The following is a 25,476-nucleotide window of genomic DNA, read 5'->3' as shown; positions in this document are numbered from 1 at the left end:
CATACCTGTTCGTGAGCCTGTTCTTGCCCCTGTTCTTGGCCTTGAACCGTCGATATGGCTGGGCCGACTATCACATCAACGGCAGAGGGTTCCATGAACCCCGGTTCAAGGGACTGGCGCGGTGCCGTTCTGCAACGGGAATTTTTCGATGATGCGTCGGCTTTTCAGAATTCTGGCGGCTCTTGGCCTCGTGGCGAGCCTGGGCGGCTTTGCGCTTCCCGCTTATGCCGAGAAACGCGTCGCGCTCGTCGTCGGCAACAACGATTACAGAAACGTTCCGAAGCTGCTCAAGGCCGTCAACGACGCCCGCACCATGGGCGACACGCTGAAGCAGCTCGGCTTCTCGGTGATGGTTGCCGAGAACCAGAGCCGGCAACAATTCTCCGAGACGCTGCTCGCGTTCGACCGGGCGATCGAGCCCGGCGACACTGCATTCTTCTTCTACGCCGGCCACGGCTTCGAGATCGCGGGCCAGAACTATCTGCTGCCGACCGACGTGCCGGCGGCGACGGAAGGGCAGGAAGAGCTGGTGCGCGACGCCTCCATCCTCGCCGACCGCATCGTCGAGCGCCTTCAGAACAAGAAGGCGCGGACCTCGATCCTGGTGTTCGACGCCTGCCGCAACAATCCGTTCGAACGTTCCGGCACGCGCGCGGTCGCCGGTGGCGGCGGGCTTGCCCCGATGGTGCAACTGCCCGAAGGCGTGTTCTCCGTGTTCTCGGCGGGGCCCCGCCAGACCGCGCTCGATCGGCTCTCCAATGACGATGCCAATCCCAATTCGGTGTTCACCCGCACCTTCGCCAAGGAGCTGTTGCAACCCGGCGAGAACCTCGTTCAGGTGGCGCAGCGCACGCGTCGTCTGGTCAGCGAGATGGCCGACACCGTCAAGCACAGGCAGGTCCCGGTCTATTTCGACCAGATGGTCGACGACGTCTTCCTCAGCGGCATCACGAAGGATACGGCCGCGCGTCCGGCCGATCCGCCCGCGCAGAAGCTTGCGGCGCTGCCGCCGGTGTCGGTGCCGCGTGTGCCGAAGGAGGAAACCACCAACGCGCCGATCGCGAGCTTCTCGCGCCACAATGGCGGCTGGAGCGTGGTGTTCTCCTTCGCCGATCCGACGCTCGGCATTTCCTGGCGCATGGCCGGCAACGGTGATTTCCGCGAGACCGGATTCATCGACACGCTCGACCCGCGCACGCGCAAGCGGATGCCGAACCCCTCGATCGAGCTGCCGCCGGATGCTGCGGCCGGCACCATCGAGGTCCGTTATGTCGATCAGTCCGGCGACATGCAGGGGCCGTTCCCGATCAAGTTCGATCCCGAGGCCGCGCTGATCCGCGACCAGCGCAAGATCCTCGACATGACCGCAACGAGCTGGCTGTCATTCCGTGAGTTCAACGGGCTGCTGGTCTACTACACGCATCTCGTCTCGTATCGCTGCGCCATCCGCGAGGTGCGCATCGGCATCGACACCGCCGTGCCCAACCAGGTGCTGAAGATGCCTGCCTGCGATATGCGCGACCCCAGCGCGATCACCGCCGGCATGCCGCTCTACATGAAGCTTGCCCCGGCCACCCAGTCCGTCTCGGTGGAGCTGACCTATCGCGACGGCAGCGTGTCTGAGATCAAGAGTTTTCGCACGGCGAACCGCAGCAACAATTGATGACCCCTGTCATCGCAGAGACGTGACGCTCGGACATTTATCTGCAATGCCTTGATCATTGCGGCCTCCGTCCCATTCGTCATTGCCGTCGCGTTCACTGGCGGCGCGATCTTATTCCTTTCTACAATTTTTAATTGTGATCTTGGCTTGAGTCGAGTCTTAGGTAGAATCGGCGGTCCGGGAACTGCTCCGGTCCGTCAAATTGAGACTGCAGTCGACCGTGACTGGCGCTACAATTATCCGCCGATTCCGAGCGACGGAGCGCGTTGTAGCCGCAATGACATCCGATCAACGGCCGATCCGAGTTCGGTGTTGCATCGTCGGTGGTGGGCCCGCCGGCATGATGCTCGGCTATCTGCTGGGGCGCGCGGGCATCGATGTCGTGGTCCTGGAGAAGCATGCGGATTTCTTCCGCGACTTCCGCGGCGACACCGTGCATCCCTCGACGCTCCAGGTGATGGACGAGCTCGGCCTGATCGACGGATTCCTGAAGCTGCCGCATCAGCGCTTGCAGACGATGGACGGCCTGTTCGGCGGCACTAAGGTGCGGATCGCCGATCTTCGCCGGCTGCACACCAAGTACCCGTTCATCGCCTTCATGCCGCAATGGGATTTTCTGAATTTCCTGCGCGAGGCCGGCAAGCGTTTCGCCTCGCTCAAGGTGATGATGGATACGGAGGCCGTCGATCTGATCCGCCGCGGCGAGACGATCGCCGGCGTGCGAGCAAGGACACCCGACGGCATCATCGACATCGAGGCCGATCTCACCATTGCCTGCGATGGCCGGCATTCGACCGTGCGCGAGCGTGCGGGGCTCGCGGTCGAGGAGATCGGCGCGCCGATGGACGTGCTCTGGTTCCGCGTCGGCCGCAAGGCCGATGAGACCGAGAATCTGTTCGCGCGCATCGAGCCGGGCAAGATGATGATCACCTTCGATCGCGGCGACTATTGGCAATGCGCCTATGTCATCGCCAAGGGGCAGCACGATGCGGTGAAGGCGAGGGGACTCCAGGCGCTACTCGACGACGTCGTGCGCATGGCGCCGGTGCTCGGAAGCGGCATTGCGGATGTGAAGAGTTTTGATGACGTCAAGCTGCTCACCGTCGCGATCAACCGTCTGCCGCGCTGGACGCAGGCAGGCCTGCTTTGCATCGGCGACGCCGCACATGCGATGTCGCCGGTCGGCGGCGTCGGCGTCAATCTTGCCGTGCAGGATGCGGTCGCGACCGCCAACCTGCTTGCCGACAAGCTTCAGCACGGCTGCCCGTCCGAGAGTGAACTCGATGCCGTGCGCCGACGGCGCGAGTTCCCGGTGAATATGACACAACGCATGCAGATGATCGTGCAGAACAACATCATCAGCGGCGCCTTGCAGGGCGGCGACCGGCCGCTGAAGGTGCCGCTGGTCGTGCGCCTCATCACCGCGCTGCCATGGCTCCAGGGCATACCGGCGCGCCTGCTTGCGCTCGGCGTGCGGCCCGAGCACGTGCATTCGAAGGTCGCGCCGGCGCCATAGCGCTACAATTCGGTAGGGATAATGCCGCGTTAAATCGCGCGCGACGCGTTGCGGGCATGCAACAGCGCAGACGGATTCAGGGACCGCGTCCTGCCAATCCGGCGTCTTAACTTTGTTGATTCAAATTTGAGTAAGAACTGCGTGTGAGCGTGCACCCATCAAAGGACACGGGGTGTACCATGCGTAACAAATTGATTGCCGCCTTCGCCTGCACGACCGCTCTGGTTTCGACTGGCGCTGCGTCCGCCGCCGATCTCGGTGCGCGCTACACGAAGGCGCCCGCTTATGCCGAGCCGCTGTTCAACTGGACCGGTTTCTATGTCGGCGGTCACATCGGTGGCGCCTGGACCAATGAGCAGTTCATCAACAGCGCGAACACCACGATCTTTGGCGATCTGGCGCCAGGGCAGGGCTACCGCCAGCGCGGCGCCGGCATCATGGGCGGCGCCCAGATCGGCTACAACTGGCAAGCCAACAACTATGTGTTCGGCATGGAAGGCACCATCTCCGGCCTCGATAACAAGGGCACCGTCGTGAACACCGTGTTTGGCGCGGGTGACGACGTGTTCTCCTGGCGCGCCAACGTGCTCGCGACCGTTGTCGGTCGTGCCGGCTTTGCCGTGCAGAACAACCTGTTCTACATCAAGGGTGGCTATGCTGGCGTGAACAACCGTCTCTCGGTCAGCGACACCGTTCCGAACCCGGCGACGGGCTCGGGTGGTCAGACCCACTGGGCCAACGGCTGGACCGTCGGCGCCGGCTGGGAATACGGCATCACCCGCAACTGGATCGTCGGCCTCGAATACAATTACGCGGCCTTCGGCAGCCAGACCTATCAGCTCGGCGGCACCGGCGGCAGCTACACCTTCGACGCCAAGCCGCGCGACATCCAGTGGGCCGTCGTGCGCGCGAGCTACAAGTTCGACGCGCCGGTCATCGCGCGCTACTGAGCAACGAACGACCAAGCAGCAAAAAAACGATCACGACCCAAATTCAAAGCCCCGGCATTGCCGGGGCTTCTTTTTTGCGTGCAACTTTCCCGCGTGCGGGATGAACTCAAGCCATCACCGAGAACCCGCCGTCGACGGGGATCGCCGTACCCGTGACGAAGTTCGAGGCGGGCGAGGCGAGGAATACCGCGATGCCGGCGAAGTCGTCGATGTCGCCCCAGCGTCCTGCGGGCGTGCGCGCCAGCACGCGCTCGTGCAACCCCGAGACCTCTTTCCGCGCGCCGCGGGTGAGGTCGGTGTCGATCCAGCCCGGCAGGATGGCATTAACCTGGATGTTATCAGGCGCCCAGGCATTGGCGCAGGCGCGCGTGTACTGCACGATGCCGCCTTTGCTCGCCGCATAGGCGGTGGCGAAGCTGGCGCCGAAGATCGACATCATCGAGCCGATATTGATCACCTTGCCGTTGCCCGAGGCCTTCAGCGCCGGATAGGCCAGCTTCGAGCACAGGAAGGCGCTGGTGAGGTTGGTGTTGATCACCTTGTTCCACTCGTCGAGCTCGAGCTCGTGCGGCGGCTTGCGGATGCTCATGCCGGCATTGTTGATCAGGATGTCGACGCGGCCGAGCTCCTTGACGACACGCTCGACCATCGCGGCGATGGCCGCCTTGTCGGTCACGTCAGTGGTGACGGCAATCGCCCTCACGCCGCGCGCTTTGAGATCGGCGACGGCTGCGGCCGACTTGGCCTCGTTGCGTCCGACCACGGCGATATCGGCGCCGGCATCGGCGAGGCCATGAGCCAGGCCGAGCCCGATGCCGCCATTGCCTCCTGTGACGATCGCGACCTTGCCGCGAAGATCGAACCGGTTGGATATCATGCTTGTATTCCCTGGTTTCTTCTATTGGTTGCTCTGCCAGATCAGCACCAGCCCGAAGCCGGCCATGGCTGCGCCATAGCCGGCCCATTGCAGCTGGTTGACCATGAAGCTTGACCGCGGCCAGGGAACCGTGCCCGTGCCCTGTCCGATCCAGAGCAGCCCGACGACGAGGGCAAACAAGCCTGCGACCAGCAGAAATCTGCGCATGCATTCCTCCCCATCGGTCTGCTTCTGTCGCAGTCCTCGGCATACGAACGATCGCCGCGGCCACGAAAACTTCCCGCCAGACTAGCCGTAGCTTCGGTTCGGATACAATGGGCAGCGGACGCAAGGCTGCGCGGAGGACGCATGTCGGTGCGCAAGATCATCATGGGCATCACGGCTGCAGCCGCACTGGCTGCGGCCTATGCCGCCATTCCCCGGCATGCGGATCTGCGGGCACTCGATCCGGCCGAGATGGCGCGGCTCGAGACCGCGATGTGGCGCGACTATTACGACAAGCGCTATGCCGCGCTGTTCTTCCATCTCTACCAATCGACGCGGACGCAGTTCGGCTTTTCTCCGCTTCAGAGCCTGCATATCGCGTTGAGCGCGGCCGAAGCTGCCAGGACGTTCCAGCCGACGCGGTCGCGCCGGGAGGCTGATGCGGCCCTGCCGGCCCTTGTGACGTACTACCGCGATTTTGCGGCTGCCGCGCCCGTGGCGTTCGATGTGCGGGAGGCCGCCCGTCTCGAGCTCGACTGGTGGCAGGCACGCCGCGAGGCCATTGGTCCGCAGGACTATGGCCTCACCATCGCGCGCGTCGCGGCGCTGACCTATGGCGAGGGCGCTGATGCTTCCGGGATCAGGCATTTCGGCATCGCCCGGGCGGAAGCCATGGCGTTCCGCGATGCGCGGGGCGAGGCGATCACCGAAGCTGACTGGAGGAAGATCGAGAGCCAGCTTGGCGAGGCATACCGGTCGCTGAAAGCCAGCGTCAGCCGATAAGGCGCCGCACAACGAAAAAGCCCCGGACGATGCCGGGGCTTTGACGCTTGAGATGTTGGTTGCGATCAGTACTTCGCAACCAGCGGAGCGCCCCAGTTGAAGCGGTAGACGAGTTCGCTGCGAACGCTGTGCTCGCGGAACTTCTGGCTCTCGCCGTAGCCGGTGGCGGGGCCGCCGAAGCCGGTATAGTTGATGCCCACATCGGCGCGATCGAATTCCGAGTAGCGATACTCGGTCTTCCAGAACAGGCCGGGCACGAAGCTGGTCAGAGCGTATTCGTCGCCCGCGCCAATGAACCAGCCCCCTTTGGTCGCTCCGCCCACGCTTGCCGTTCCGCCCGGAAAGAAAATGGAAGTGATCGCGGTGCTCTTCCAGTGTGCCTGCGTGTAGCCGGCCGAAACGTAGGTCAGCAATTGCGGGACGATCAGATAGCCCACGCGGGCGCCGACCGCCCATTGCTGATCCTGCTTCTGGCTTCCAGTCGATCGGGGGACAACAACGCCATCGATGCTGATATCGCCTTTGACATCCATGAAGTCATAGTCTGCGAACGCGCCAACCACCCAGTTCTGGAGCTGGTAGTCGCAACCCACCTGGACGGTGCCGAACCATCCCCGTGCACCGGACGTGACACTGGTGTTGCTCGCAATCGGCACGCCCGTGGTCGGGCCGTAGGTCTCGTTATGGTCGTTGTTGGTCATGGCGCCGCCGCCGCCGGCGCCGACATAGCAGCCGGTCCAGTTTACGACCGGCGCAGCAGCCAATGGCGCCTTGGTGTAGGGACGTGCCGACAGATCGGCGGCAGAAGCCGCGCTCGTCATCGCTGCGACCGCCGTCAGAGCAAGTGCAATCTTTCTCATTTCCAGTCCAACCCTTAATTTCCAGTCCAGCGCTTTGTGAACGCCGATTTACTGTTCCGTGTGGGAACCGTATGTCGACAACGTGCATATGGCTGTAGCTGGCAGGACACAATCTGAAATTGATTGTGCGGGGCGGCAGGACCGGGGGTGTATGATCGTGCCTTGTGACTGCACGGGACGACATGGCGGCCAGCAGGCCATGCCACAAGGCCACCATCAAATAGGAAAAAGCCCCGGACGATGCCGGGGCTTTGACGTCTGATCGTGAGATCAGATCAGTACATTTAAGCTCAGTACTTGGCGACGACCGGGCCGGTCCAGTTGAAGCGGTAGACCAGCGAGGTCGAGATCGTCTGGTTCCAGCTGTTGGCGCGGATGTCGCGGCCAACGAGGACGTTGCCGGCGTCGGTGAGCTCGTTCGAGGTCTTGGCGTTGTAGAAGGCCGAGCGATATTCGGTCTTCATGAACCAGCCGGGCGAGGTCAGGCCGAAGATGTTCAGGCTGTTCTCGACGCCGCCGCCGACGAACCAGCCGTTGCGGTTGTAGCCACCGAGGTGGGCACCGGCCGGCACGCCAGCCAGGGTCATGAAGTTGGTGCTGCCGAAGTGAGCGCCGGAGTAACCGCCGTTGACGTAGGAGAGAACGTTCGGGGCGACCAGCCAGCCGAGGCGGACACCAGCGGCCCAGGAGTCTTCCAGCTTCTGGTTGCCGGTCCAGCCAGCGATCGGGTCCTGCACGGTGGCGCGGATGCTGCCGAACTGACCGTCAGCGAACACGCCGGCGACCCAGGTGCTGTTGAACTGCCAGTCGTAGCCGAGACCGACGGTGCCGAACCAGCCCGAGCCACCCTGGCGCTGGGCGATCGTCAGCGGAACTGCGCCGACGGTGGTCTGGACGGACTGGTCGGCGTTCGAGAGGCCACCGCCGGCGCCGCCGAAGATGTAGAAGCCGGTCCAGTTCGCGACGGGCGCTGCCATCGGGGCCTTCACGTAGGGACGAGCAGCGAGGTCGGCCGCCGAGGCCGAACCGGTCATTGCCGCAACCGCGGTCAGAGCCAGCAAAATCTTCTTCATGATAAAATCCCCAACCTTGGTCTGTAGCAGGCGCGAGCGCACTGAAGTTCGTGTCATCTGATGCCTGAACTATAGACGGTTCTCGCTGAAATGCTGTTGCAGGGCAGGCACAGTTGGCGGAAAACGCCGCTCGGCGGAGATTGGGGTCGGTACCACCAGAATCGAAAATAATCATATCAATTCAATTGCTTGTATCGATTTTCAAAAGTCGAATTTGGGTAAGCTTTCGTTAGTAAAATCGGCTTTGTCCGAAATGGAGGCAATCCTGCCTCGGCCTTGACGCCTGTGAGTCGCTGGCCGAGTCGCAGGCCGCATGTGGCGGATGGCCGGGGATCGCCCGGCATGGACTGTCGGGAAGAGGCGGTATCGTCTCCACAAATGAAAAAGCCCCGGACCTGAGCCGGGGCTTTTTTGGCGGCAGATCCTGGCCTCAGACGTCCAGCAGGTCCTCATTGGCAAACTCGGCCTTGTCCGTGATGAAGGCGAAGCGCGCCTCGGCCTTGGTGCCCATCAGGCGCTCCACCGAATCCGCGGTGGTGTCGCGGTCGTCGGGCAGCAGCACCACCTTGAGCAGCGTCCGCTTGCTCGGATCCATGGTGGTTTCCTTGAGCTGCGCCGGCATCATCTCGCCGAGGCCTTTGAAGCGGTTGACCTCGACCTTGGCGTTGGCGTTGAACGTGCTCTTGATCAGCTCTTCCTTGTGCTTGTCGTCGCGCGCGTAGACCGACTTGGTGCCGTGGGTCAGCTTGTAGAGCGGCGGCACCGCGAGGAAGAGATGGCCTTCGTCGATCAGCTTGGGCATCTGCCGGTAGAAGAAGGTGATCAGGAGCGAAGCGATGTGCGCGCCGTCGACGTCGGCGTCAGTCATGATGATGATGCGCTGATAGCGCAGATCCTCTTCGCGATAGTGCAGGAGCTGGCCGCAGCCGATCGCCTGCACGAGATCGGAGAGCTGGGCGTTCGCCGTCAGCTTGTCCTTGCCGGCGGAGGCGACGTTGAGGATCTTTCCGCGCAGCGGCAGCACGGCCTGGGTCTTGCGGTCGCGCGCCTGCTTGGCGCTGCCGCCGGCCGAGTCGCCCTCGACGATGAAAAGCTCGGAGCCTTCGGTGCCGGCGTCGCTGCAATCGGCAAGCTTGCCGGGCAGGCGCAGCTTCTTGCCCGCGGTTTTTCGCGCGGTCTCCTTCTCCTGCCGCCGACGCAGCCGCTCCTCGGCGCGGTCGATGACGAAGTCGAGCAGCCGGTTGGCCATGTTCGGATTGCCCGACAGCCAATGGTCGAACGGGTCCTTCATCGCCTGTTCGACGATGCGCTGCGCTTCCGCGGTCGCGAGTCGGTCCTTGGTCTGGCCCTGGAATTCAGGCTCGCGCACGAACACCGAGAGCATCACGGCTGCACCGACCATCACGTCTTCGGACGTAATCGACGAGGCGCGCTTGCCCTGGCCGACGCGCTCGGCGTGATCCTTCAGGCCGCGCAGCAGCGCGCTGCGCAGGCCCGATTCATGCGTGCCGCCATCGGGCGTCGGCACGGTGTTGGTGTAGGAGGAGAGGAAGCCGTCGGCATCCGCGGTCCAGGCGACGGCCCATTCGCAGGCACCATGCGCACCGTTGCGGCCGGACTTGCCGGAGAAGATGTCGGGGTGCACCAGCGTGTCGGCGTGGATCGCCGCGGCCAGATAATCCTTGAGCCCGCCGGGGAAGTGGAACGTCGCTTCCGCCGGCACGTCCTCGACGCCCTTCAGGAGCTCGGGCGCGCAGTTCCAGCGGATCTCGACGCCGCCGAACAGATAGGCCTTCGAGCGCGTCATCTTGAACAGGCGTTGCGGCTTGAACGCGGCCTTGGCGCCGAAGATGTCGGTGTCGGGCTTGAAGCGTACGCGAGTGCCGCGACGGTTGTTGATCTTGCCGAGATCCTCGAGCTTGCCCTTGGGGTGGCCGCGCTCGAACGTCATGCGGTAGAGTTTCTGGCTGCGTGCGACCTCGACCTCGAGCAGCGAGGAGAGGGCGTTCACCACGGAGATGCCGACGCCGTGCAGACCGCCCGAGGTCTCATAGACCTTGCTGTCGAACTTGCCGCCCGAATGCAGCGTGCACATGATGACTTCGAGCGCCGACTTCTTCGGAAATTTAGGGTGAGGATCAACAGGTATGCCGCGGCCGTTGTCGGTGACGGTCAGGAACCCGTCAGCGGTGAGCTCGACTCCGATGAAGGTCGCGTGTCCCGCCAGCGCCTCGTCCATCGAATTGTCGATGACTTCGGCGAACAGGTGATGCAGCGCCTTCTCGTCGGTGCCACCGATATACATACCGGGTCGGCGCCGCACCGGTTCCAGGCCTTCGAGCACCTCGATGTCGGCCGCGGTGTAGTCGGCTTCCCCGCCGGTTCCGCGCGGAGCCGCCTTGGCGGCCGCGCGGGACTTCGGCTCGTCGCCGCCAAAAAAGTCGTCTTTTGTCTTGGTCTTCAATTGCTTGGACATATGTCTTGATGCGTTTTGAGGGCCGCGCAGGCCGCGAATCGGTTGAGCCGACTATGCCACTTCTGGCTTGGAAAGGTTACCGCAGGGCCGGTCCGGCGGTGTGGTTGGGAGCCAATCCCGGCGAATTTACGCCGCAGGCCCACCAGTTCCCGGCAATTTGACGCTCCGGCCCGCTCTGGGGCCGACTTTGTGACTTGATGTCACACAAGCCCTTGGCTTACCAGTCTTTTTATCTAACAGGACCGTGACGGGGCGGGGAAGGCAATCTGGAATGGAGCAGTATGCGCACGCACTGGCCGATTTCGTGCGTGCTCACCAGGCCTGGGCGGCTCCGATCGTGTTCCTGCTCGCCTTCGGGGAGTCGCTGGCCTTCATCTCGCTCTTGATCCCGGCCTGGGGCGCGCTGGTGGCGATCGGCGCGCTGATCGGGGCGAGCGGCATCAGCTTCTATCCGGTCTGGATCGCCGGCGGCATCGGCGCCGCGCTCGGCGACTGGGTCTCCTACTGGTTCGGCTATCGCTACAAGGAGCAGGTCGCCCAGATGTGGCCGCTCTCGCGCTATCCGGAACTCTTGCCCAAGGGCGAGGCCTTCGTGCGCAGCTGGGGCGTGCCCAGCATCTTCATCGGCCGCTTCTTCGGCCCGTTGCGCGCCTCGGTGCCGCTGGCGGCCGGCATCTTCGAGATGCCGTACTGGAGCTTCCAGGCCGCCAATTTCATTTCCGCGCTGGTCTGGTCGGCGGCGCTGCTGCTGTTCGGCGACGTGATCGCGAAGATCATGGAATGGCTCTGGCGCGTGATCTGACGCCTGAACCTTGACGGGAACCGCGACTGGCCTTATAGCCCCGCGCCATGATCAACGCCGCGACCATCCTGTTCGCCCGTCGCCGCCGCCGCTCTTTAGCGGTTTGGGCGGTCGATCGCGTTTGAGATCATCGTCTTTGCCGCTGGATCCGATCCGCGGCATTCTCTCTCCTGTCAGCGCGATCTGATCCGGCGGCCCCCAAGGAGGCCCAGCAGGAGACCACGATGTACACGCCACCCTTTTTCAAACCGGACCGCGCCGCGAGCCTGAAGTTTGCCGACGCGCGCGGCTTCGGCACCATGTGCGCCTTCGACGGCCACAAGCCGGTCGCATCCCCGCTGCCGTTCTACCTGACCTATGCCGATGACGGCACGCCGCAGGCCGCCTTTCATGTCGCCCGTCACAATCCGCTGCTAAAGCTTGCGGACGGGACGACGTCCTGGCTGCTCGCGGTCAACGGCGCCGATGCCTATGTGTCGCCGGACTGGTACGTCTCGCCGGATCAGGTGCCGACCTGGCTCTACCAGTCGGTCCATCTGAGCGGGCCGGTGAAGCTGTTGTCGGACAGTGAGCTGGCGGTGCAGATCGACACGCTCAGCGACAAGTTCGAGAGCTGGCTGCTGCCGAAGAAGCCCTGGACGTCGGGCAAGATGACGGCGGGCAGGCTCGAGGCGCTGAAGAAGGGGATCGTGGGTCTGGTCATGAATGTTGAAGAGGTCGAAGGCAGCTTCAAGCTCAACCAGCACAAGTCCGACGCCGATTACACGGCGATCGCCAATGCGCTCGGCGCGCAAGCCCATGCCGACGCCAGGGCAATCGCCCAACTGATGCAGGACGTGAGGCCGGAGGCCTTCGCGAACGAAACCAACATGCTCGAAAGGAGCGCACCATGAGCCTCACGGACACCAAGCAAGCCCCGAAGACGGTCGCTGCGACAAAGCCCGCCACCGTCTTCGTCGATGGCGGCTCCGGCACCACCGGGCTCGGCATCAACGAGCGGCTCAAGCTCCAGAACGACGTGGTCGTCAAGACCATCGCCGACGACAAGCGCAAGGACCCGGCCGCGAAGAAGGCGCTGATGGAGGAGGTGGACCTCGTCATCCTCTGCCTGCCCGACGATGCCGCCAAGGAGACGGTTGCGCTGGTCGACAGCATGGGCGCTGCGGGACCGAAGGTGCTGGATGCTTCCACGGCCTACCGGGTCGCACCCGACTGGGCCTATGGCTTTGCGGAGATGACGCCGGATCAGGCCGGCAAGATCAAGGCCGCGAAGAAGGTCTCCAATCCCGGCTGCTATCCAACCGGCGGCATCGCGCTGCTGCGGCCGATCGTCGATGCCGGACTGCTACCTCCTGACTATCCCGTCACCGTCAATGCGGTGAGCGGCTATTCCGGCGGCGGCAAGTCGATGATCGCGAGCTTCGAAGACGGCAGCGCGCCGTCATTTGAGCTCTACGGCCTCGGCTTCGAGCACAAGCATCTGCCGGAGCTGCAGCTCTATTCGAACCTGACGCGGCGGCCGATCTTCATTCCGTCCGTCGGCAACTACCGGCAGGGCATGCTGGTCTCGGTGCCACTCCAGCTCGACACGCTGCCCGGCAAGCCCAGCGGCGCGGATCTGCAGGCCGCGCTCGCCAAGCGCTACGCCGGCTCAAAATACGTCTCGGTGATGCCGCTTCAGAACGAGGCGTCGAAGGGCGGCCGGATCGAGCCGGAGGCGCTCAACGAGACCAACATGCTCGAGCTCTATGTCTTCGCCAGCGACAAGTACCATCAGGCGGTGCTGGTCGCCCGGCTCGACAATCTCGGCAAGGGCGCCTCGGGCGCAGCCGTGCAGAACATGCGGCTGATGCTGGGCATGGCGGACGCGTAGGGCACACGGCCGTGCCCCGGACGCAGCGTAGCGCCACTTGGCGGTGCGCTGCAGAGCCGGGGCCCATTCTTCTGCGGAGCAGCGCTACGCGCTGCACCGCGTCCGGGACGCGAGACCTCAGTACTTGACCTCAGTACTTGGCGATCACAGGGCCGCCGAACCGGTAGTTGATCCGGGCCGTGATCAGGTCGACGTCTTGCTTGATGCTGTCGGTGCGCGAGAAGGTGCCGACCGGCGTCAGCGCGCCATTGGACGTCAGCGTGACGTCGTGCCGGCCCATGAACAGATGGTCGTATTCGAGGCCGACCGACCAGTTCGGGGCAAAGCCGTATTCCAATCCGACGCCGATCGTGCCGCCCCAGCGGGTCTCGTCGGCGCGATCGAACTCGGCTCCGGCCAGACCACCCGTCCCGATGCCGCGGTAGCGATCGCGGGTGACGGCGGCACCGCCCTTCACATAGAGCAGGGCGTTGTTCCAGGCGTAGCCGACCTGGCCGGTGAACAGGCCGAAGGCGTCAACGTGGGTGCGGTTCGCGACGCCGAACACGGCGCTGGCACTCCGGGCGGAGAGGTCGGCCCAGTCGCCCTGAGCTTCGAGGCCGAACACGAAGGCGCTGCTCTGCCAGCGATAGCCGATCTGGCCGCCGGCGACGGCGCCGGTCGCATCATGACAGCCTTCCGCAACGCCGGGTGCGAAGCCGACGGTCTGGTCCCAGCATTTGCGCGACGAGCCATAGCCGCCGTTGGCGCCGATGTAGAAACCGCTCCAGTCGTAGATCGCCGCGATCATCGGCGGCGCCTTGGTGTAGGGACGGGCGGCGAGGTCAGCGGCACTGGCCTGGGTCGTGACAGCTGCGAGCGAGAGCGCGCCGAGCGCGGAGGCAATCTTCCAATTCATGTCTGTTCCGAATCAATCAATTGCGATGCGCAAATATACGTGTGGATGGACGACAACCTGTATGCGCAAACCGGAGCGCCGGTTGTTTTCTTCCGCACTGTCATCTGGCGGCCACACCTGCGGTTGATGGCTGCCGTCAAACTGGGCAGACTGGTCGAGATTTTGAAAGCGAGTGACGCCATGGACGAGCCCACGCTGACATTCTACCGGCAGAACGCCGAGGCCTATGCCGGTTGGAAGAAGGCTCCCTCGACGCGGCTGCTGAGCTTTCTCGCTTTGTTGCCGCGCGGCGGCGCCATCCTCGAGCTCGGCTGCGGTGCCGGCAATCATTCGGCGGTAATGCTGGCCGAGGGTTTTTCGGTGCGCGCCACCGACGGTTCGCCTGAAATGGCCGAGATCGCGTCGCGGGCGCTCGGCCATCCCGTCGAAACCATGCGGTTCGACCAGCTGGATGCGCATGAGGCCTATGACGGGGTCTGGGCGAGCGCCTGTCTGCTGCACGTGCCACGCGACGAACTCGCCGGCATCCTCGGACGCATTCACCGCGCGCTCAAGCCGTCAGGCGTGTTCTACGCGAGCTACAAGATGGGCGAGAGCGATGGCCGAGACAGCCTCGGGCGCTACTACAGCTATGTGTCGCCAGAGTGGCTCGATGAGACCTACGCCAGCGCGGGGCCGTGGATCACGCTGTCATCCGACACCAACGTGATCCAGAGTTTCGACGATACGCCAGCCAACATGCTGAATCTTGTCATGCGCAAGACTGCGGCCTGATCTTTCGGAAGTCCTGGAGATCACCGGCACCGACTAGGCGGCGATCCATTCCAGCAGGGCGTTCTGCGCATGCAGAAGGTACGCCTTCGCCGCCGTGCTCTGGCAGATGGCATGATCCATCGCATCGGCCGTGACCTCCTGGCCCCTGGTCACCGGCGGGCAGGGGAGGAAAATCGCATCGCGCCGGCATTTGTCGAGCAGTGAGGCAGATATCCGGTAGCTTGCGAGTTGCTCGTCATGCGCGCCGCCGAGCCAGCAATCCGTGATGATCACGTCCGCATCGTGTAATGCGTCCAGATCAGTGCTGGCGGTGAACCTCGGACTTGTGATGTCCCGGATGTGCCAGTCTGCCGGATAGGCCTGGATGACGTTGATCGGCAAGGCGATGGACGCTTCAACCCAGGAGCGGAGGATGTTGGCATCGGGTGCGACGCCAACCACCTTCAGGCCCTCGAGCGTTCCTCGCTTGCCGCTGACATAGGCGAGATCGCCAAGCGTCTCGCAAGGGTGATTCAACCGCGTTCTGGCATTGACGACCGGCGCGGTGGCGTGCGCTGCAAGCTCGCGCAAGGTTGACAATTCCCGGGTGCGTACGACCAGGATGTCGAACCAGTTGTCGAGATATCCCGCAAGATCTGCCGTCGTTTCATGGACATTGAACCTCACCGGAGGCTGCACGCAGATGCCTCCCATGGCCTTGACGCCAAGATCGAAGGCGGCCGTATTTCGCCATCCGCCGTCGTCAGCGATGACGGCCACGCGCCTGCCGGCGAGACTTTGCGGCATGGCACGATCCTTCCACGCCGTAGCCAGGACCTGCGCGCGGTCGATGATGGACAGGATCGTGTGCGCGCCGAGGTCGTGGAACTCTACGAAGTCCCGGCTGGATTCGCTGCGCATGGCCTGAGGTCGAGGAGCCGCGCTCAAAGCACCTTGAAGATCGCCACCGCCAGCACGGCCTGCGCAGCGAAGCCGACGGTGAAGGCCAGCGTGCGGAAGACCGGGATCCCCAGCGCATAGACGATCAGATGCGCGACGCGCGACCAGAAATAGACGGCGCAGGCGAGCACAGTCCATTTCGAGGAATAGTCGATCGCATTCAGGATCAGCACCAGCGGTGCGAACAGCACGAGATTCTCGACCGCGTTGTCATGCGCGAACATCAGGCGGTTCGCCCAGTCCGACTGCGGCTTGTCACCGCGCGAGGGATTGGCCATCGCGCCAGTGAGACCCCGAATCTGGCAGCGGTTGATGGTGTAGGGAATCCAGAGGATTCCGGTGAGAATCACCGTCAATGTCAGCCAGAACAATTCACGCGTCATAACCCGGTCCCCTCATTCATCACTGTGCTGAAAGCGAGCTTATACAAGCGCGCAAGATTGCGCCATGCGCAAGGAATCTCCTGCTAGGCGCGCACCCTGACATAGCTGCCGGGTGCGTCCTCGATCGCGGGCAGGGCGTCGCTACCGACGCAGCGCGCCGGGACTTCCTCGGGATCGAGCCCGCCCAGCCATTCGCGCCAGTCCGGCCACCACGAGCCCTTGTGCTCCACTGCGCCCTTCATCCAGTCGGCGACGGTGACGTCCTTGATGTTGTCGTTGGTCCAGTACTGGTACTTGTTCGAGGCCGGCGGATTGACGACGCCGGCGATATGGCCCGAGCCGGACAGCACGTATTTCACCGGGCCGCCGAAGAACTGCGAGCCGTACAGCACCGACTCGGCCGGTGCGATGTGATCCTCACGGGTGGCGAGGTTGTAGACGGGGACCATGACCTTGGAGAGATCGAGCAGCGTGTTGTCGAGCACCATCGTGCCCGCCGACAGCCGGTTCTCCAGATAGCAATTGCGCAAATAATAGGAATGGTTCGACGCGGTCATGCGCGTCGCATCCGAATTCCAGTGCAACAGGTCGAACGCGCTCGGCTGCTGCCCCTTCAGATAGTTGCTGACGACGTAGGACCAGATCAGATCGTTGGAGCGCAGCATGTTGAAGGCCATCGCCATCTTCGAGCCTTCGAGCACGCCGGCCGCCTTCATGTCCTGCTCGAGCGAAGCGATCTGCTCCTCGTCGACGAAGACCAGCAGATCACCCGCATGGGTGAAGTCGACCTGGGCCGCGAAGAACGTCGCCGACGACACCCGCTGGCGGCGCTTCTCGGCAAGCCAGGCCAGCGTGGTCGCGAGCATGGTGCCGCCGACGCAATAGCCGGCGGTGTGCACTTTCATCTCGCCGGTGACCTTCTCGATCACGTCCATCGCCGTGAGCGGGCCTTCCTTCATGTAGTCTTCCCAGCTCTTGTTGCCGAGCCGCTTGTCGGGATTGACCCATGAGATCACGAACACGGTGATGCCCTGGTCGACGCACCATTTGATGTAGGATTTCTCCGGCTTGAGATCGAGGATGTAGAACTTGTTGATCCAGGGCGGCACGATCAGCAGCGGGGTACGCAGCACGTTCTCCGTGGTCGGAGAATACTGGATCAGCTGCATCATCTCGTTCTGGTAGATCACCTTGCCCGGCGTCGTCGCCATGTTGACGCCGACGACGAGATTGTCCGGGTTGGACTGGCGGATCTTCAGCATGCCCTTGCCGGCGGCGATGTCCTCGGCCAGCATCGTCAGGCCGCGCGCGAGGTTCTCGCCGCTGCTGGCGACGGTCTCGCGCAGCACTTCCGGATTGGTCAGCACGAAGTTCGACGGCGACAGCGCGTTGGTAAGCTGCTGCATGTAGAACTCCGCCTTGCGGCGCGTCTGCGCATCCAGCCCGTCGGCGTCGCGCACCAGCTCCTGCGCCCATTTGGTCGTGAGCAGATAGAGCTGCATTACGAAATCGAAGAACTGGTTGGACTTCCATTCCGGATCGGCAAAGCGCTTGTCGCGCGGCGAGGGCGCGATCGCAGGCGCGGCGTCCTGGCCGGCCATGCGGCGCGCCGCCGAACCCCAGAGATCGAGATAATCCTTGGCGAGCTTGGTCTGGAGATCGGAGGAGCGGGACGTATCCGACAGCCAGTATTCGGCAACCGAGGTGAAGGCCTTGACCACCTCGGTGAGCTCGGCCGGCGGGCGATCCTGCACCTCGCCGCTCTCGCGCGGCTTGAGGTAGGCGGCCAGCGCCTTGCCGCCGCTCTCCATCGCCCGCGCGACATTCATCGCGAAGGCTTCCGCATCGAACTTCGTCTCGGACTTGCTGCCTGACTTGGGCTTGTCGGTCGTGGCGGTACTCATGAGCAGAACAGTAACGATTCATTCCGTATTCGTCACCGCGAAGCTCGCATGTTTGGCGTTAAACACGCTCCAAGATGTGCTGCACTGCGATAAGTTTTCTTGGTTCCGTCATAATCAGGCCGCACCGCTCGGTTTGGTGGTGCCGGGGCGTTTTCTCGCTCGTACCATTTGGGCAGCAATGGTTTGAGCTTGGGCGCGGTGTCGGGTAGGCTTACCCGGGGCCGTGCTTTGGGACGAGTAGGGGAATTCCCAAGTGTTGGCGTTATGGGACCTGCAAAAGTCGCTGCCGATCCGCGGCGCGCTGCTGATCGCGGCGCTCGCGCTGGGCGGCTGTTCGAGTCAGCTCGCGGATATGACGCCTGCGGATGCCCAGGCGCATCCCAGGGAGCCCGGCACCTATCTGCCGGTGCATGACCTGCCGCCGGATCGCGATCAGGCGGTCATTCCGCCGGACCAGCGTGCCAAGATCGAGGCCGAGCTTGCCGCCGCGCGCGACCGTCAGGCCGTCGCCGCCAAGGACGCGAAGTGAGGCGGTGCAAGGTAATCGCTGGCGCCCCCGCCACTCCGTGCTAAAAAGACCTCAATTCAGCCGAGAGTCAGGGCGAAGGTGTTCAGCCCTTGTCACCGAAGGTCGCTCCAAGTATTTGATTTTGAGTGATTTTTGCGCAAGGGGCGACTGCCTTTCCGATCGGCGCCATCACCCGTCGATTCTGTTCTGACCGGTTGCCCGGAGCCCAGAGAGCCATGGACGATTTTTACCGCATCCGCCGCCTTCCGCCTTACGTGTTCGAGCAGGTCAACAGGGCCAAGGCGGCCGCGCGGAATGCCGGCGCCGATATCATCGACCTCGGCATGGGCAATCCGGACCTGCCGGCCCCGCCGCACGTGCTGGAGAAGCTGAAAGAAACCCTCGGCAAGCCGCGCACCGATCGCTACTCGGCCTCCCGTGGCATTCCCGGCCTGCGCCGGGCCCAGGCTGGCTATTACGCCCGCCGCTTCGGCGTGAAGCTCAACCCCGATACCCAGGTGGTGGCGACGCTCGGCTCGAAGGAGGGCTTTGCCAACGTGACCCAGGCGATCACCGCGCCGGGTGACGTGATCCTCTGTCCGAACCCGAGCTATCCGATTCACGCCTTCGGCTTTTTGATGGCGGGCGGCGTGATCCGCTCGGTGCCCTCCGAGCCGACGCCGCAGTTCTTCGAGGCGGTGGAGCGGGCGATCGTGCATTCGATCCCGAAGCCGCTCGCGCTCGTGGTCTGCTACCCCTCGAACCCGACCGCCTATGTCGCGAGCCTCGACTTCTACAAGGACCTCGTCGCGTTCGCGAAAAAGCACGAGATCCTGATCCTGTCCGATCTCGCATACGCCGAAGTCTATTTCGACGAGAACAACCCGCCGCCCTCGGTGCTCCAGGTGCCTGGCGCGATCGACGTGACCGTCGAGTTCACCTCGATGTCGAAGACCTATTCGATGGCCGGCTGGCGCATGGGCTTTGCGGTCGGCAACGAGCGCGTGATCGCGGCGCTCGCCCGCGTCAAATCCTATCTCGACTACGGTGCCTTCACGCCGGTGCAGGTTGCCGCGACCGCGGCGCTGAACGGTCCTGACGATTGCATCAAGGAGATGCGCGACACCTACCGCAAGCGCCGCGACGCGCTGGTGGAATCGTTCGGCCGCGCCGGCTGGGAGATTCCGCCGCCGGAGGCCTCGATGTTCGCCTGGGTGCCGCTGCCGGAGACCTTCCGCAGCATCGGCAGCATGCAGTTCGCGACCTTGATGGTGGAGAAATCCGGCGTCGCGGTATCGCCCGGTGTCGGCTTCGGCGAGCATGGTGAAGGATATGTCCGCATCGCCATGGTGGAAAACGAGCAACGGATCAGGCAGGCCGCGCGCGGCGTGCGTCGCTTCCTTGAAAGCGGCATCGAAACGTTGCACAACGTCGTTCCGCTCGCCAATCGGCGCTAATTCTCTTCGACAGGTTTTCTAGAAGCATCATGGTCGCACCCCTGAAAGTGGGCATAGCGGGGCTCGGCACCGTGGGTGCCGAAGTTGTCCGGTTGATTGAAACGCAAGCCCGCGTGCTTGCCGGCCGCAGCGGCCGGGGCATTCGCGTCGTCGCCGTCACCGCGCGCTCGAAGGCGAAGAAGCGCAGTGTTGACCTGCGCGGCGTCGAGTGGGTCAAGGATCCGATCGCGCTCGCCACGCATCCCGGCATCGACTGCTTCGTCGAGCTGATGGGCGGCGCCGGCGATCCCGCACTTTCTGCGGTTGAAGCTGCGCTGAATGCCGGCAAATCGGTCGTCACCGCGAACAAGGCGTTGCTCGCCAAGCACGGCCTCAAGCTGGCGAAGGCCGCTGAAAAGCACGGCGGGGCGCTGAATTTCGAGGCAGCGGTCGGCGCCGCGATCCCCGTCATCAAAACGTTACGTGAGGGTCTCGCCGGAACCGGCATCAACCGCGTTTACGGCATCCTCAACGGCACCTGCAATTACATCCTGACCCGGATGGAGCAGGAAGGCCTGTCCTTTGCCGAATGTCTCAAGGATGCGCAGCGGCTCGGCTATGCCGAGGCCAATCCGTCCTTCGACGTCGACGGCCACGACACTGCGCAGAAGCTCGCCATTCTCGCCAGCCTCGCTTTCGGCACGAAAGTTGCTCAAAGCGCGGTGTATGTCGAAGGTATCTCCTCCATCGCGCCGGAAGATCTGCGCGCCGCTGACGATCTCGGTTATCGGCTCAAGCTGCTCGGTGTTGCCGTTCGCACCGCCAAGGGCATCGAGCAGCGCGTGCATCCGACCATGGTTCCGAAATCCTCCTCGATCGCGCAGGTGATGGGTGTCACCAATGCGGTCACGATCGATGGCGAGGGCATTCCGCCGATCACGCTGGTTGGGCCCGGTGCCGGCGGCGCTGCGACCGCATCCGCCGTCGTCGCCGATATCGCCGACGTCGCGCGCGGCATCCGCGCCAATCCGTTCGGCCGGCCGATTGCGCAGCTGCGTGACACCAAGAAGGCGCCGATGGAGCGCCACGAGGGCGGCTACTACATCCGCCTCTTGGCGCGCGATTTCCCGGGCACCGCGGCTGCGATCGCCACCCGGCTTGCAGAACAGAAGATTTCGATCGAGTCGATCGTGCAGCGTCATCCCAATGGCGGCGCTGCCCCTAGCGACGGCAAGGTGGTCCCCGTGCCCGTCATCCTGATCACCTATGCCACGCATGAGGACGCGGTGCGCCGCGCGCTCGCCGCCGTGCAGAAGGACAAGGTGATCAGCGGACGGCCGCAGGTGATCAGGATCGAGAAGAACTGAGCATGCTCCGGAAAAGTGTGATGCGGTTTTCCGGCAAGGGCATGCTCAAACTATAAGGCGGTTGTTCGTTCGAACGAACACCGGGTGTTGAGAGTTGATGCGGACGGAGATTTCCGTCCAAAACCGTTTCGAAGGAGTTAGCCGATGTCGACCCATATTTCAGTCCCGCCGCAGGCGTTGCTCGAGCGCATTCTCACGCTGGAGATCGTGCGCGTGACGGAGCGGGCGGCGGTGTCGTCGGCGCGTCTGCGCGGACACGGCAACGAGAAGGCGGCCGACCAGGCCGCGGTGGACGCGATGCGGCGCGAACTGAACAAGCTGCCGATCGAAGGCACCATCGTGATCGGCGAAGGCGAGCGCGACGAAGCGCCGATGCTCTTCATCGGCGAGAAGGTCGGCATGAACGCCGGCCCGCAGGTCGACATCGCGGTCGATCCGCTCGAAGGCACCACGCTGTGCGCCAAGAACATGCCGGGCTCGATCGCCACCATGGCAATGGCCGACGGCGGTACGCTGTTGCACGCACCCGACGTTTACATGCAGAAGCTCGCGATCGGTCCCGGCTACGCGAAGGGCGTCGTCGAGCTCGACGCGACGCCGGCCGAAAACGTACGCCGTCTCGCCAAGGCCAAGGGCGTCCAGCCTGATGGCATCACCGTTCTCGTGCTCGACCGTCCGCGCCACGCCAGCATCATCGAGAGCGTGCGCTCGACCGGTGCCGCCGTGCGCCTGATCACCGACGGCGACGTCGCCGGCGTGATCCACTGCGCCGACCCCGACAACACCGGCGTCGACATGTATCTCGGCACCGGCGGTGCGCCGGAAGGCGTGCTTGCGGCCGTGGCGCTGCGCTGCATCGGCGGCCAGATGCAGTGCCGCCTGATCCTGGATTCCGGCGAGAAGATCGAGCGCGCCGCCAAGATGGGCGTCAACGATCCCAAGATGATCTACGGCATCGAGGACATGGCCCGCGGCGACTGCCTGTTCGCCGCCACCGGCGTCACCACGGGCTCGCTGCTGTCGGGCGTCAAGTTCCGCAAGGACGGCGTAATCGAGACCGAGACGGTGGTGATGCGCTCCGTCACTGGCACCGTGCGCTACATCAAGGCCGAGCACCGCGAACTGGCGAAGTTTCACCTGGACTAAAGCAATGCAATAGCAACTGCCGTCATTCCGGGTCTGCGCGTCACGGCGCATCCGGAATGACCAAGAATGAATAACATACGAGGAAGTGCAGATGTCCGATCTCACCGCCGTCAAAGCCCTCGTCTTCGATGTGTTCGGCACCGTCGTGGACTGGCGCACCAGCCTGATCGCCGATCTCATGTGGTGGGGCAAGGGCCGCGGCATCGCCGCCGACTGGACTGCCTTGGTCGACGGCTGGCGCGGCATGTACACGGCCGCCATGGATGACGTGCGCAAGCACCCCGAACGCGGCTATGTCATCCTCGACGTCCTGCACCGTCGTTCGCTGGACAGACTGGTCGAGCAGTTCGCGATCAAGGGCCTCACCGAAGCCGATCTCGACTACATCACCAAGGGTTGGCATCGCCTGCATCCCTGGGCCGACAGCGTTGCCGGCCTGACGCGGCTGAAGACCAAATTCGTCATCTCGCCGCTGTCGAACGGCAACGTCGCGCTGCTCACCAACATGGCGAAGTTCGCAGGCCTGCCCTGGGACCTCATCATGTCGGCCGAGCTGTTCGAGCACTACAAGCCGGATCCCGAAACCTATCTCGGTGCCGCGCGGCTGCTGTGCCTCAAGCCGGAAGAGGTGATGATGGTCGCCGCGCACAATTACGATCTCAAGGCGGCGCAGAGCCACGGCCTGAAGACCGCCTTCGTCGCGCGCCCGACCGAGTACGGCCCGTTGCAAAAGATCGATTTCGAAGCCACTGGCCAATGGGACATCGTCGCGAAGGATTTCGGCGGGGTCGCCGATCGGCTCGGGTGCTAGGGGACGAAATCGCAATCTTGATAAGTCCGCCTTGCGCGCGGGAGGATGACTGATGCTGGATTTTCACGCGCTCGTATTGTTTGCCCTGGCGTCCTTGGCGCTCACCGCAACTCCAGGGCCTGACATGCTGCTGATTGCAAGTCGCAGCATCGCCCAGGGGCGTTCCGCGGGATTTGCGACGCTCGCGGGAATACAGGTTGGAACCTATTGCCACGCGTTGGCTGCGGCCTTCGGTCTTTCCGAGTTGTTCCTGCTGGTCCCGGTCGCCTATGACGTCGTTCGCTATGTGGGCGCTGCTTATCTCTTGTTCTTGGCATGGCATGCGTTCACTTCGGATAGTCTGTTCGTTCCGGCGCCGTGCGAGAGCCGACAACGCTCGACGTTGTTGGTGTTTCGACAGGGACTGTTCACCAACTTGCTCAATCCCAAGATGGCCCTGTTCGTGTTGGCGCTCTTCCCCCAATTCATCCGAGCCGATGCTGGATCGGTTGCGCTCCAGGTGATGACGTTGGCGACCGTGCTCAACGCGATCGGGCTCGTGGTGAACGGATCTGTCATTGCCGTCGCCAGCCGTGTCGGCGCAAGCGTCTTCAAGACGCGTAGCCTTGGTCGTTGGCCTCAGTATCTGCTGGGAACTGTATTTGGCGGCCTCGCCTTGAGATTGGCTTTCGAGGGGAAGCGCTGAAGAGCTCAACGATCCCACGAGCTGAACGTGTTGGGGCTGACCGAATGAGCCGACCCGCCGCCATCACCGCCGCCGATGCGATCAGCACGTATATTTATGGCTGGCATTTTGCGTCTGACGACGGCGCGTGACGAAGCTGATGATCGAGATCGAGGCCATGTGTGTGCTTCCCGCCGAGGATGCCGCTCCGATCATGCGCTGGCTGGCGGCCCTGCCGTATCCGTGGTGCTCGGGCCCCGAGGCCGTTGAGGTCATTCCGGATATTGGGGATCTGGCGTCAATCGCGCGTTTCCTTGGCGATCGGCGCTGAACAGCGCGATCATTCTCTCAGGACGACGTGCAACGGAACTCACCTCTGTCGGAGGTTGATGACATTTCGCGCGCTTGGCCGAATTGTAGCGAGATCAATGTTTCTATTGAACCGATACATGTGTCGGAGCAATGTTGAGGTGTCCTCCTGATGCACTCCGCGATAGGCGCGTGCGGGAGCGACGGGACGCGGAGACGCGCATATGGATCTGACGGTCACCACGATCCTCGTCGCCTTCGCCGGCGTATTCCTGATCTGCTTCATGAAGGGCGCCTTCGGCGGCGGCTTCTCCATCGTCGGCATTCCGCTGCTGTCGTTCGTGATGGACCCCGTGACGGCCGGCGGACTGCTTGCGCCGCTGTTCATCGCGATGGACCTGTTCGCGCTGCGCTACTGGAAGCCGTCGACCTGGTCGAAGCCGGACCTCGTGCTGTTGTTGCCCGGGCTCGTGGTCGGCATCGGTCTCGGCTATCTGCTGTTCCGTGTGCTCGACCATCGCGCGGTCGCGATCGTGATGGCGGTTGTCACCTTGATCTTCGTCGGCCTGTGGTTTTTCAGCGATCCGAAGCTGATCACTCGTCCGCGCTCGACGCCGAAGGCGGTTGCGGCCGGTCTTGCATCGGGTGTCACGACGATGGTCGCGCATTCCGGCGGGCCGCCGCTGGCGATGTATTTGCTGCCGCTCGGCCTCGGCAAGGAGGTCTATGCCGGCACGACCAGCCTGTTCTTCACCGTCGGCAATGCGACCAAGGCGGTGCCGTGGCTGCTGCTGGTGCGGCCGTCAGGCCATGTCTGGATCGTGATGGCGGCGTGCCTGCTCGCGATCCCTAGCGGCGTCTGGCTCGGTTGGCGGCTGCACGGACAGCTCGACCAGCAACAGATCTACCGTGCCTGCTACGTCCTGCTGGTGGTCACCGCGCTAAAACTGTTGTGGGACGGCGTGTCCGGCTATCTCGCCTGATCCTTGTGCACGCAGAACATCGCGATCGGCAGATCGATCCGCTTGTCGAGCTGGCGGCGGTTGAGATCGGTGTCCGATCTCGTCGCCTTGTGCGGGGGCTGCGGAAAAAATGCACCTTGATGCAAACAGCCGTTCACAATTTGTGACCTGCCCGCAACATGGGTTCCCAATAGTGACATCGGAAACGTTCCGACGCTCTCGTGGTCTTGGCATCGGATTTGCTGACCGCCATACCGGGTGCGGGTGATTTGCAAGCCTTTTGCTGGTCACGGGATGG

General features: G+C 63.6%; 26 protein-coding genes. 17 read left to right on the top strand and 9 right to left on the bottom strand.

Features of this window, described 5'->3' with window-relative positions:
• Nucleotides 1-148: 148 nt before the first annotated feature.
• The 3 genes from AC1RR3_RS31930 to AC1RR3_RS31920 all read left to right on the top strand — a co-directional run bounded on the left by AC1RR3_RS31930 (nt 149) and on the right by AC1RR3_RS31920 (nt 4,129).
• Entirely contained in the window at nt 149-1,663 is a 1,515-nt protein-coding gene (locus tag AC1RR3_RS31930; protein WP_492828148.1) for a caspase family protein, read from the top strand.
• Nucleotides 1,664-1,940: 277 nt separating this feature from the next.
• Nucleotides 1,941-3,179, top strand: a complete 1,239-nt coding sequence (locus AC1RR3_RS31925) for an FAD-dependent oxidoreductase (protein ID WP_492828146.1) — start codon at nt 1,941-1,943, stop codon at nt 3,177-3,179.
• 179 nt (nt 3,180-3,358) lie between these two features.
• Nucleotides 3,359-4,129, top strand: a complete 771-nt coding sequence (locus AC1RR3_RS31920; protein WP_492828144.1) for an outer membrane protein — start codon at nt 3,359-3,361, stop codon at nt 4,127-4,129.
• A gap of 106 nt (nt 4,130-4,235) precedes the next feature.
• Here the strand turns inward: AC1RR3_RS31920 and AC1RR3_RS31915 are convergent, their stop codons facing one another.
• Complete coding sequence (locus AC1RR3_RS31915) at nt 4,236-5,006, bottom strand: SDR family NAD(P)-dependent oxidoreductase (protein ID WP_492828142.1); 771 nt, start codon at nt 5,004-5,006, stop codon at nt 4,236-4,238.
• Between the two features lie 21 nt (nt 5,007-5,027).
• Complete coding sequence (locus AC1RR3_RS31910; protein ID WP_492828140.1) at nt 5,028-5,213, bottom strand: hypothetical protein; 186 nt, start codon at nt 5,211-5,213, stop codon at nt 5,028-5,030.
• A 141-nt stretch (nt 5,214-5,354) separates the two neighbouring features.
• Between AC1RR3_RS31910 and AC1RR3_RS31905 the strand changes: the two genes are divergently transcribed.
• Nucleotides 5,355-5,993 (top strand): hypothetical protein, encoded by a 639-nt coding sequence (locus AC1RR3_RS31905; RefSeq protein ID WP_492828138.1) that lies wholly within the window; start codon nt 5,355-5,357, stop codon nt 5,991-5,993.
• Nucleotides 5,994-6,058: 65 nt separating this feature from the next.
• Here the strand turns inward: AC1RR3_RS31905 and AC1RR3_RS31900 are convergent, their stop codons facing one another.
• The 3 genes from AC1RR3_RS31900 to parE all read right to left on the bottom strand — a co-directional run bounded on the left by AC1RR3_RS31900 (nt 6,059) and on the right by parE (nt 10,402).
• Nucleotides 6,059-6,853, bottom strand: a complete 795-nt coding sequence (locus AC1RR3_RS31900) for an outer membrane protein (protein ID WP_492828136.1) — start codon at nt 6,851-6,853, stop codon at nt 6,059-6,061.
• 290 nt (nt 6,854-7,143) lie between these two features.
• Nucleotides 7,144-7,926: an outer membrane protein gene (locus AC1RR3_RS31895; protein ID WP_492828134.1), complete on the bottom strand. Its 783-nt coding sequence runs from the start codon at nt 7,924-7,926 to the stop codon at nt 7,144-7,146.
• A 430-nt stretch (nt 7,927-8,356) separates the two neighbouring features.
• Nucleotides 8,357-10,402 (bottom strand): DNA topoisomerase IV subunit B, encoded by a 2,046-nt coding sequence (gene parE / locus AC1RR3_RS31890; RefSeq protein ID WP_492828133.1) that lies wholly within the window; start codon nt 10,400-10,402, stop codon nt 8,357-8,359.
• A 271-nt stretch (nt 10,403-10,673) separates the two neighbouring features.
• Between parE and AC1RR3_RS31885 the strand changes: the two genes are divergently transcribed.
• The 3 genes from AC1RR3_RS31885 to argC all read left to right on the top strand — a co-directional run bounded on the left by AC1RR3_RS31885 (nt 10,674) and on the right by argC (nt 13,077).
• Nucleotides 10,674-11,204 carry a DedA family protein gene (locus AC1RR3_RS31885; RefSeq protein WP_492828131.1) on the top strand — a complete coding sequence of 177 codons (531 nt, stop codon included), beginning with the start codon at nt 10,674-10,676 and terminating at the stop codon, nt 11,202-11,204.
• A gap of 224 nt (nt 11,205-11,428) precedes the next feature.
• Entirely contained in the window at nt 11,429-12,097 is a 669-nt protein-coding gene (locus AC1RR3_RS31880; RefSeq protein WP_492828129.1) for an FMN-binding negative transcriptional regulator, read from the top strand.
• Nucleotides 12,094-13,077: an N-acetyl-gamma-glutamyl-phosphate reductase gene (argC, locus tag AC1RR3_RS31875; RefSeq protein ID WP_492828127.1), complete on the top strand. Its 984-nt coding sequence runs from the start codon at nt 12,094-12,096 to the stop codon at nt 13,075-13,077. Before AC1RR3_RS31880 ends, argC begins: the two co-directional genes overlap by 4 nt.
• Before the next feature lie 130 nt (nt 13,078-13,207).
• Here the strand turns inward: argC and AC1RR3_RS31870 are convergent, their stop codons facing one another.
• Complete coding sequence (locus AC1RR3_RS31870) at nt 13,208-13,975, bottom strand: outer membrane protein (RefSeq protein ID WP_492828125.1); 768 nt, start codon at nt 13,973-13,975, stop codon at nt 13,208-13,210.
• Between the two features lie 180 nt (nt 13,976-14,155).
• Between AC1RR3_RS31870 and AC1RR3_RS31865 the strand changes: the two genes are divergently transcribed.
• A complete protein-coding gene (locus tag AC1RR3_RS31865; RefSeq protein WP_492828189.1) occupies nt 14,156-14,749 on the top strand; it encodes a class I SAM-dependent methyltransferase in 594 nt (197 codons plus the stop codon).
• Nucleotides 14,750-14,782: 33 nt separating this feature from the next.
• Here AC1RR3_RS31865 and AC1RR3_RS31860 read toward each other — a convergent pair whose 3' ends face one another.
• The 3 genes from AC1RR3_RS31860 to AC1RR3_RS31850 all read right to left on the bottom strand — a co-directional run bounded on the left by AC1RR3_RS31860 (nt 14,783) and on the right by AC1RR3_RS31850 (nt 17,975).
• Nucleotides 14,783-15,649 (bottom strand): ornithine carbamoyltransferase, encoded by an 867-nt coding sequence (locus tag AC1RR3_RS31860; protein WP_492828123.1) that lies wholly within the window; start codon nt 15,647-15,649, stop codon nt 14,783-14,785.
• A 23-nt stretch (nt 15,650-15,672) separates the two neighbouring features.
• A complete protein-coding gene (locus AC1RR3_RS31855) occupies nt 15,673-16,071 on the bottom strand; it encodes an MAPEG family protein (RefSeq protein ID WP_492828121.1) in 399 nt (132 codons plus the stop codon).
• A gap of 83 nt (nt 16,072-16,154) precedes the next feature.
• On the bottom strand, nt 16,155-17,975 hold the full coding sequence (locus tag AC1RR3_RS31850) for a PHA/PHB synthase family protein (RefSeq protein WP_492828119.1): 1,821 nt from the start codon (nt 17,973-17,975) through the stop codon (nt 16,155-16,157).
• On the opposite strand from AC1RR3_RS31850, the gene AC1RR3_RS31845 reads away from it, so the two are divergent.
• The 9 genes from AC1RR3_RS31845 to AC1RR3_RS31805 all read left to right on the top strand — a co-directional run bounded on the left by AC1RR3_RS31845 (nt 17,974) and on the right by AC1RR3_RS31805 (nt 25,199).
• Nucleotides 17,974-18,162, top strand: a complete 189-nt coding sequence (locus tag AC1RR3_RS31845; protein ID WP_492828117.1) for a hypothetical protein — start codon at nt 17,974-17,976, stop codon at nt 18,160-18,162. The genes AC1RR3_RS31850 and AC1RR3_RS31845 overlap by 2 nt on opposite strands.
• 66 nt (nt 18,163-18,228) lie before the next feature.
• A complete protein-coding gene (locus AC1RR3_RS31840) occupies nt 18,229-18,504 on the top strand; it encodes a hypothetical protein (protein WP_492828115.1) in 276 nt (91 codons plus the stop codon).
• A 215-nt stretch (nt 18,505-18,719) separates the two neighbouring features.
• On the top strand, nt 18,720-19,940 hold the full coding sequence (locus AC1RR3_RS31835; RefSeq protein ID WP_492828113.1) for an LL-diaminopimelate aminotransferase: 1,221 nt from the start codon (nt 18,720-18,722) through the stop codon (nt 19,938-19,940).
• 29 nt (nt 19,941-19,969) lie between these two features.
• Complete coding sequence (locus tag AC1RR3_RS31830) at nt 19,970-21,286, top strand: homoserine dehydrogenase (protein ID WP_492828111.1); 1,317 nt, start codon at nt 19,970-19,972, stop codon at nt 21,284-21,286.
• A 144-nt stretch (nt 21,287-21,430) separates the two neighbouring features.
• The gene (gene glpX, locus AC1RR3_RS31825) at nt 21,431-22,432 is read left to right on the top strand and encodes a class II fructose-bisphosphatase (RefSeq protein WP_015686400.1); all 1,002 of its coding nucleotides are present in this window, start codon (nt 21,431-21,433) and stop codon (nt 22,430-22,432) included.
• Between the two features lie 91 nt (nt 22,433-22,523).
• Nucleotides 22,524-23,243: a haloacid dehalogenase type II gene (locus AC1RR3_RS31820; RefSeq protein WP_492828109.1), complete on the top strand. Its 720-nt coding sequence runs from the start codon at nt 22,524-22,526 to the stop codon at nt 23,241-23,243.
• A 52-nt stretch (nt 23,244-23,295) separates the two neighbouring features.
• Entirely contained in the window at nt 23,296-23,928 is a 633-nt protein-coding gene (locus AC1RR3_RS31815; protein WP_492828107.1) for a LysE family translocator, read from the top strand.
• Between the two features lie 139 nt (nt 23,929-24,067).
• Complete coding sequence (locus AC1RR3_RS31810) at nt 24,068-24,238, top strand: hypothetical protein (RefSeq protein WP_492828105.1); 171 nt, start codon at nt 24,068-24,070, stop codon at nt 24,236-24,238.
• Nucleotides 24,239-24,440: 202 nt separating this feature from the next.
• Entirely contained in the window at nt 24,441-25,199 is a 759-nt protein-coding gene (locus AC1RR3_RS31805; RefSeq protein ID WP_492828103.1) for a sulfite exporter TauE/SafE family protein, read from the top strand.
• The last annotated feature ends 277 nt before the right edge of the window (nt 25,200-25,476 follow it).

The organism is Bradyrhizobium sp. GW821-FHT13H05 (assembly GCF_058804065.1).
This window is presented reverse-complemented; position numbering and strand designations above follow the sequence as displayed.

What these genes read in the sequence shown, in the direction of transcription:
- AC1RR3_RS31915 (WP_492828142.1), bottom strand. Translation starts at nt 5,006, where the DNA reads ATGATATCCAACCGGTTCGATCTTCGCGGCAAGGTCGCGATCGTCACA.
- AC1RR3_RS31820 (WP_492828109.1), top strand. Translation starts at nt 22,524, where the DNA reads ATGTCCGATCTCACCGCCGTCAAAGCCCTCGTCTTCGATGTGTTCGGC.
- AC1RR3_RS31810 (WP_492828105.1), top strand. Translation starts at nt 24,068, where the DNA reads ATGATCGAGATCGAGGCCATGTGTGTGCTTCCCGCCGAGGATGCCGCT.
- AC1RR3_RS31885 (WP_492828131.1), top strand. Translation starts at nt 10,674, where the DNA reads ATGGAGCAGTATGCGCACGCACTGGCCGATTTCGTGCGTGCTCACCAG.
- AC1RR3_RS31910 (WP_492828140.1), bottom strand. Translation starts at nt 5,213, where the DNA reads ATGCGCAGATTTCTGCTGGTCGCAGGCTTGTTTGCCCTCGTCGTCGGG.
- AC1RR3_RS31880 (WP_492828129.1), top strand. Translation starts at nt 11,429, where the DNA reads ATGTACACGCCACCCTTTTTCAAACCGGACCGCGCCGCGAGCCTGAAG.
- AC1RR3_RS31930 (WP_492828148.1), top strand. Translation starts at nt 149, where the DNA reads ATGATGCGTCGGCTTTTCAGAATTCTGGCGGCTCTTGGCCTCGTGGCG.
- AC1RR3_RS31805 (WP_492828103.1), top strand. Translation starts at nt 24,441, where the DNA reads ATGGATCTGACGGTCACCACGATCCTCGTCGCCTTCGCCGGCGTATTC.
- glpX (WP_015686400.1), top strand. Translation starts at nt 21,431, where the DNA reads ATGTCGACCCATATTTCAGTCCCGCCGCAGGCGTTGCTCGAGCGCATT.
- AC1RR3_RS31920 (WP_492828144.1), top strand. Translation starts at nt 3,359, where the DNA reads ATGCGTAACAAATTGATTGCCGCCTTCGCCTGCACGACCGCTCTGGTT.
- AC1RR3_RS31925 (WP_492828146.1), top strand. Translation starts at nt 1,941, where the DNA reads ATGACATCCGATCAACGGCCGATCCGAGTTCGGTGTTGCATCGTCGGT.
- AC1RR3_RS31905 (WP_492828138.1), top strand. Translation starts at nt 5,355, where the DNA reads ATGTCGGTGCGCAAGATCATCATGGGCATCACGGCTGCAGCCGCACTG.
- AC1RR3_RS31900 (WP_492828136.1), bottom strand. Translation starts at nt 6,853, where the DNA reads ATGAGAAAGATTGCACTTGCTCTGACGGCGGTCGCAGCGATGACGAGC.
- AC1RR3_RS31835 (WP_492828113.1), top strand. Translation starts at nt 18,720, where the DNA reads ATGGACGATTTTTACCGCATCCGCCGCCTTCCGCCTTACGTGTTCGAG.
- AC1RR3_RS31870 (WP_492828125.1), bottom strand. Translation starts at nt 13,975, where the DNA reads ATGAATTGGAAGATTGCCTCCGCGCTCGGCGCGCTCTCGCTCGCAGCT.
- AC1RR3_RS31865 (WP_492828189.1), top strand. Translation starts at nt 14,156, where the DNA reads ATGGACGAGCCCACGCTGACATTCTACCGGCAGAACGCCGAGGCCTAT.
- AC1RR3_RS31895 (WP_492828134.1), bottom strand. Translation starts at nt 7,926, where the DNA reads ATGAAGAAGATTTTGCTGGCTCTGACCGCGGTTGCGGCAATGACCGGT.
- argC (WP_492828127.1), top strand. Translation starts at nt 12,094, where the DNA reads ATGAGCCTCACGGACACCAAGCAAGCCCCGAAGACGGTCGCTGCGACA.
- AC1RR3_RS31855 (WP_492828121.1), bottom strand. Translation starts at nt 16,071, where the DNA reads ATGACGCGTGAATTGTTCTGGCTGACATTGACGGTGATTCTCACCGGA.
- AC1RR3_RS31860 (WP_492828123.1), bottom strand. Translation starts at nt 15,649, where the DNA reads ATGCGCAGCGAATCCAGCCGGGACTTCGTAGAGTTCCACGACCTCGGC.
- AC1RR3_RS31850 (WP_492828119.1), bottom strand. Translation starts at nt 17,975, where the DNA reads ATGAGTACCGCCACGACCGACAAGCCCAAGTCAGGCAGCAAGTCCGAG.
- AC1RR3_RS31830 (WP_492828111.1), top strand. Translation starts at nt 19,970, where the DNA reads ATGGTCGCACCCCTGAAAGTGGGCATAGCGGGGCTCGGCACCGTGGGT.
- AC1RR3_RS31845 (WP_492828117.1), top strand. Translation starts at nt 17,974, where the DNA reads ATGAGCAGAACAGTAACGATTCATTCCGTATTCGTCACCGCGAAGCTC.
- AC1RR3_RS31815 (WP_492828107.1), top strand. Translation starts at nt 23,296, where the DNA reads ATGCTGGATTTTCACGCGCTCGTATTGTTTGCCCTGGCGTCCTTGGCG.
- parE (WP_492828133.1), bottom strand. Translation starts at nt 10,402, where the DNA reads ATGTCCAAGCAATTGAAGACCAAGACAAAAGACGACTTTTTTGGCGGC.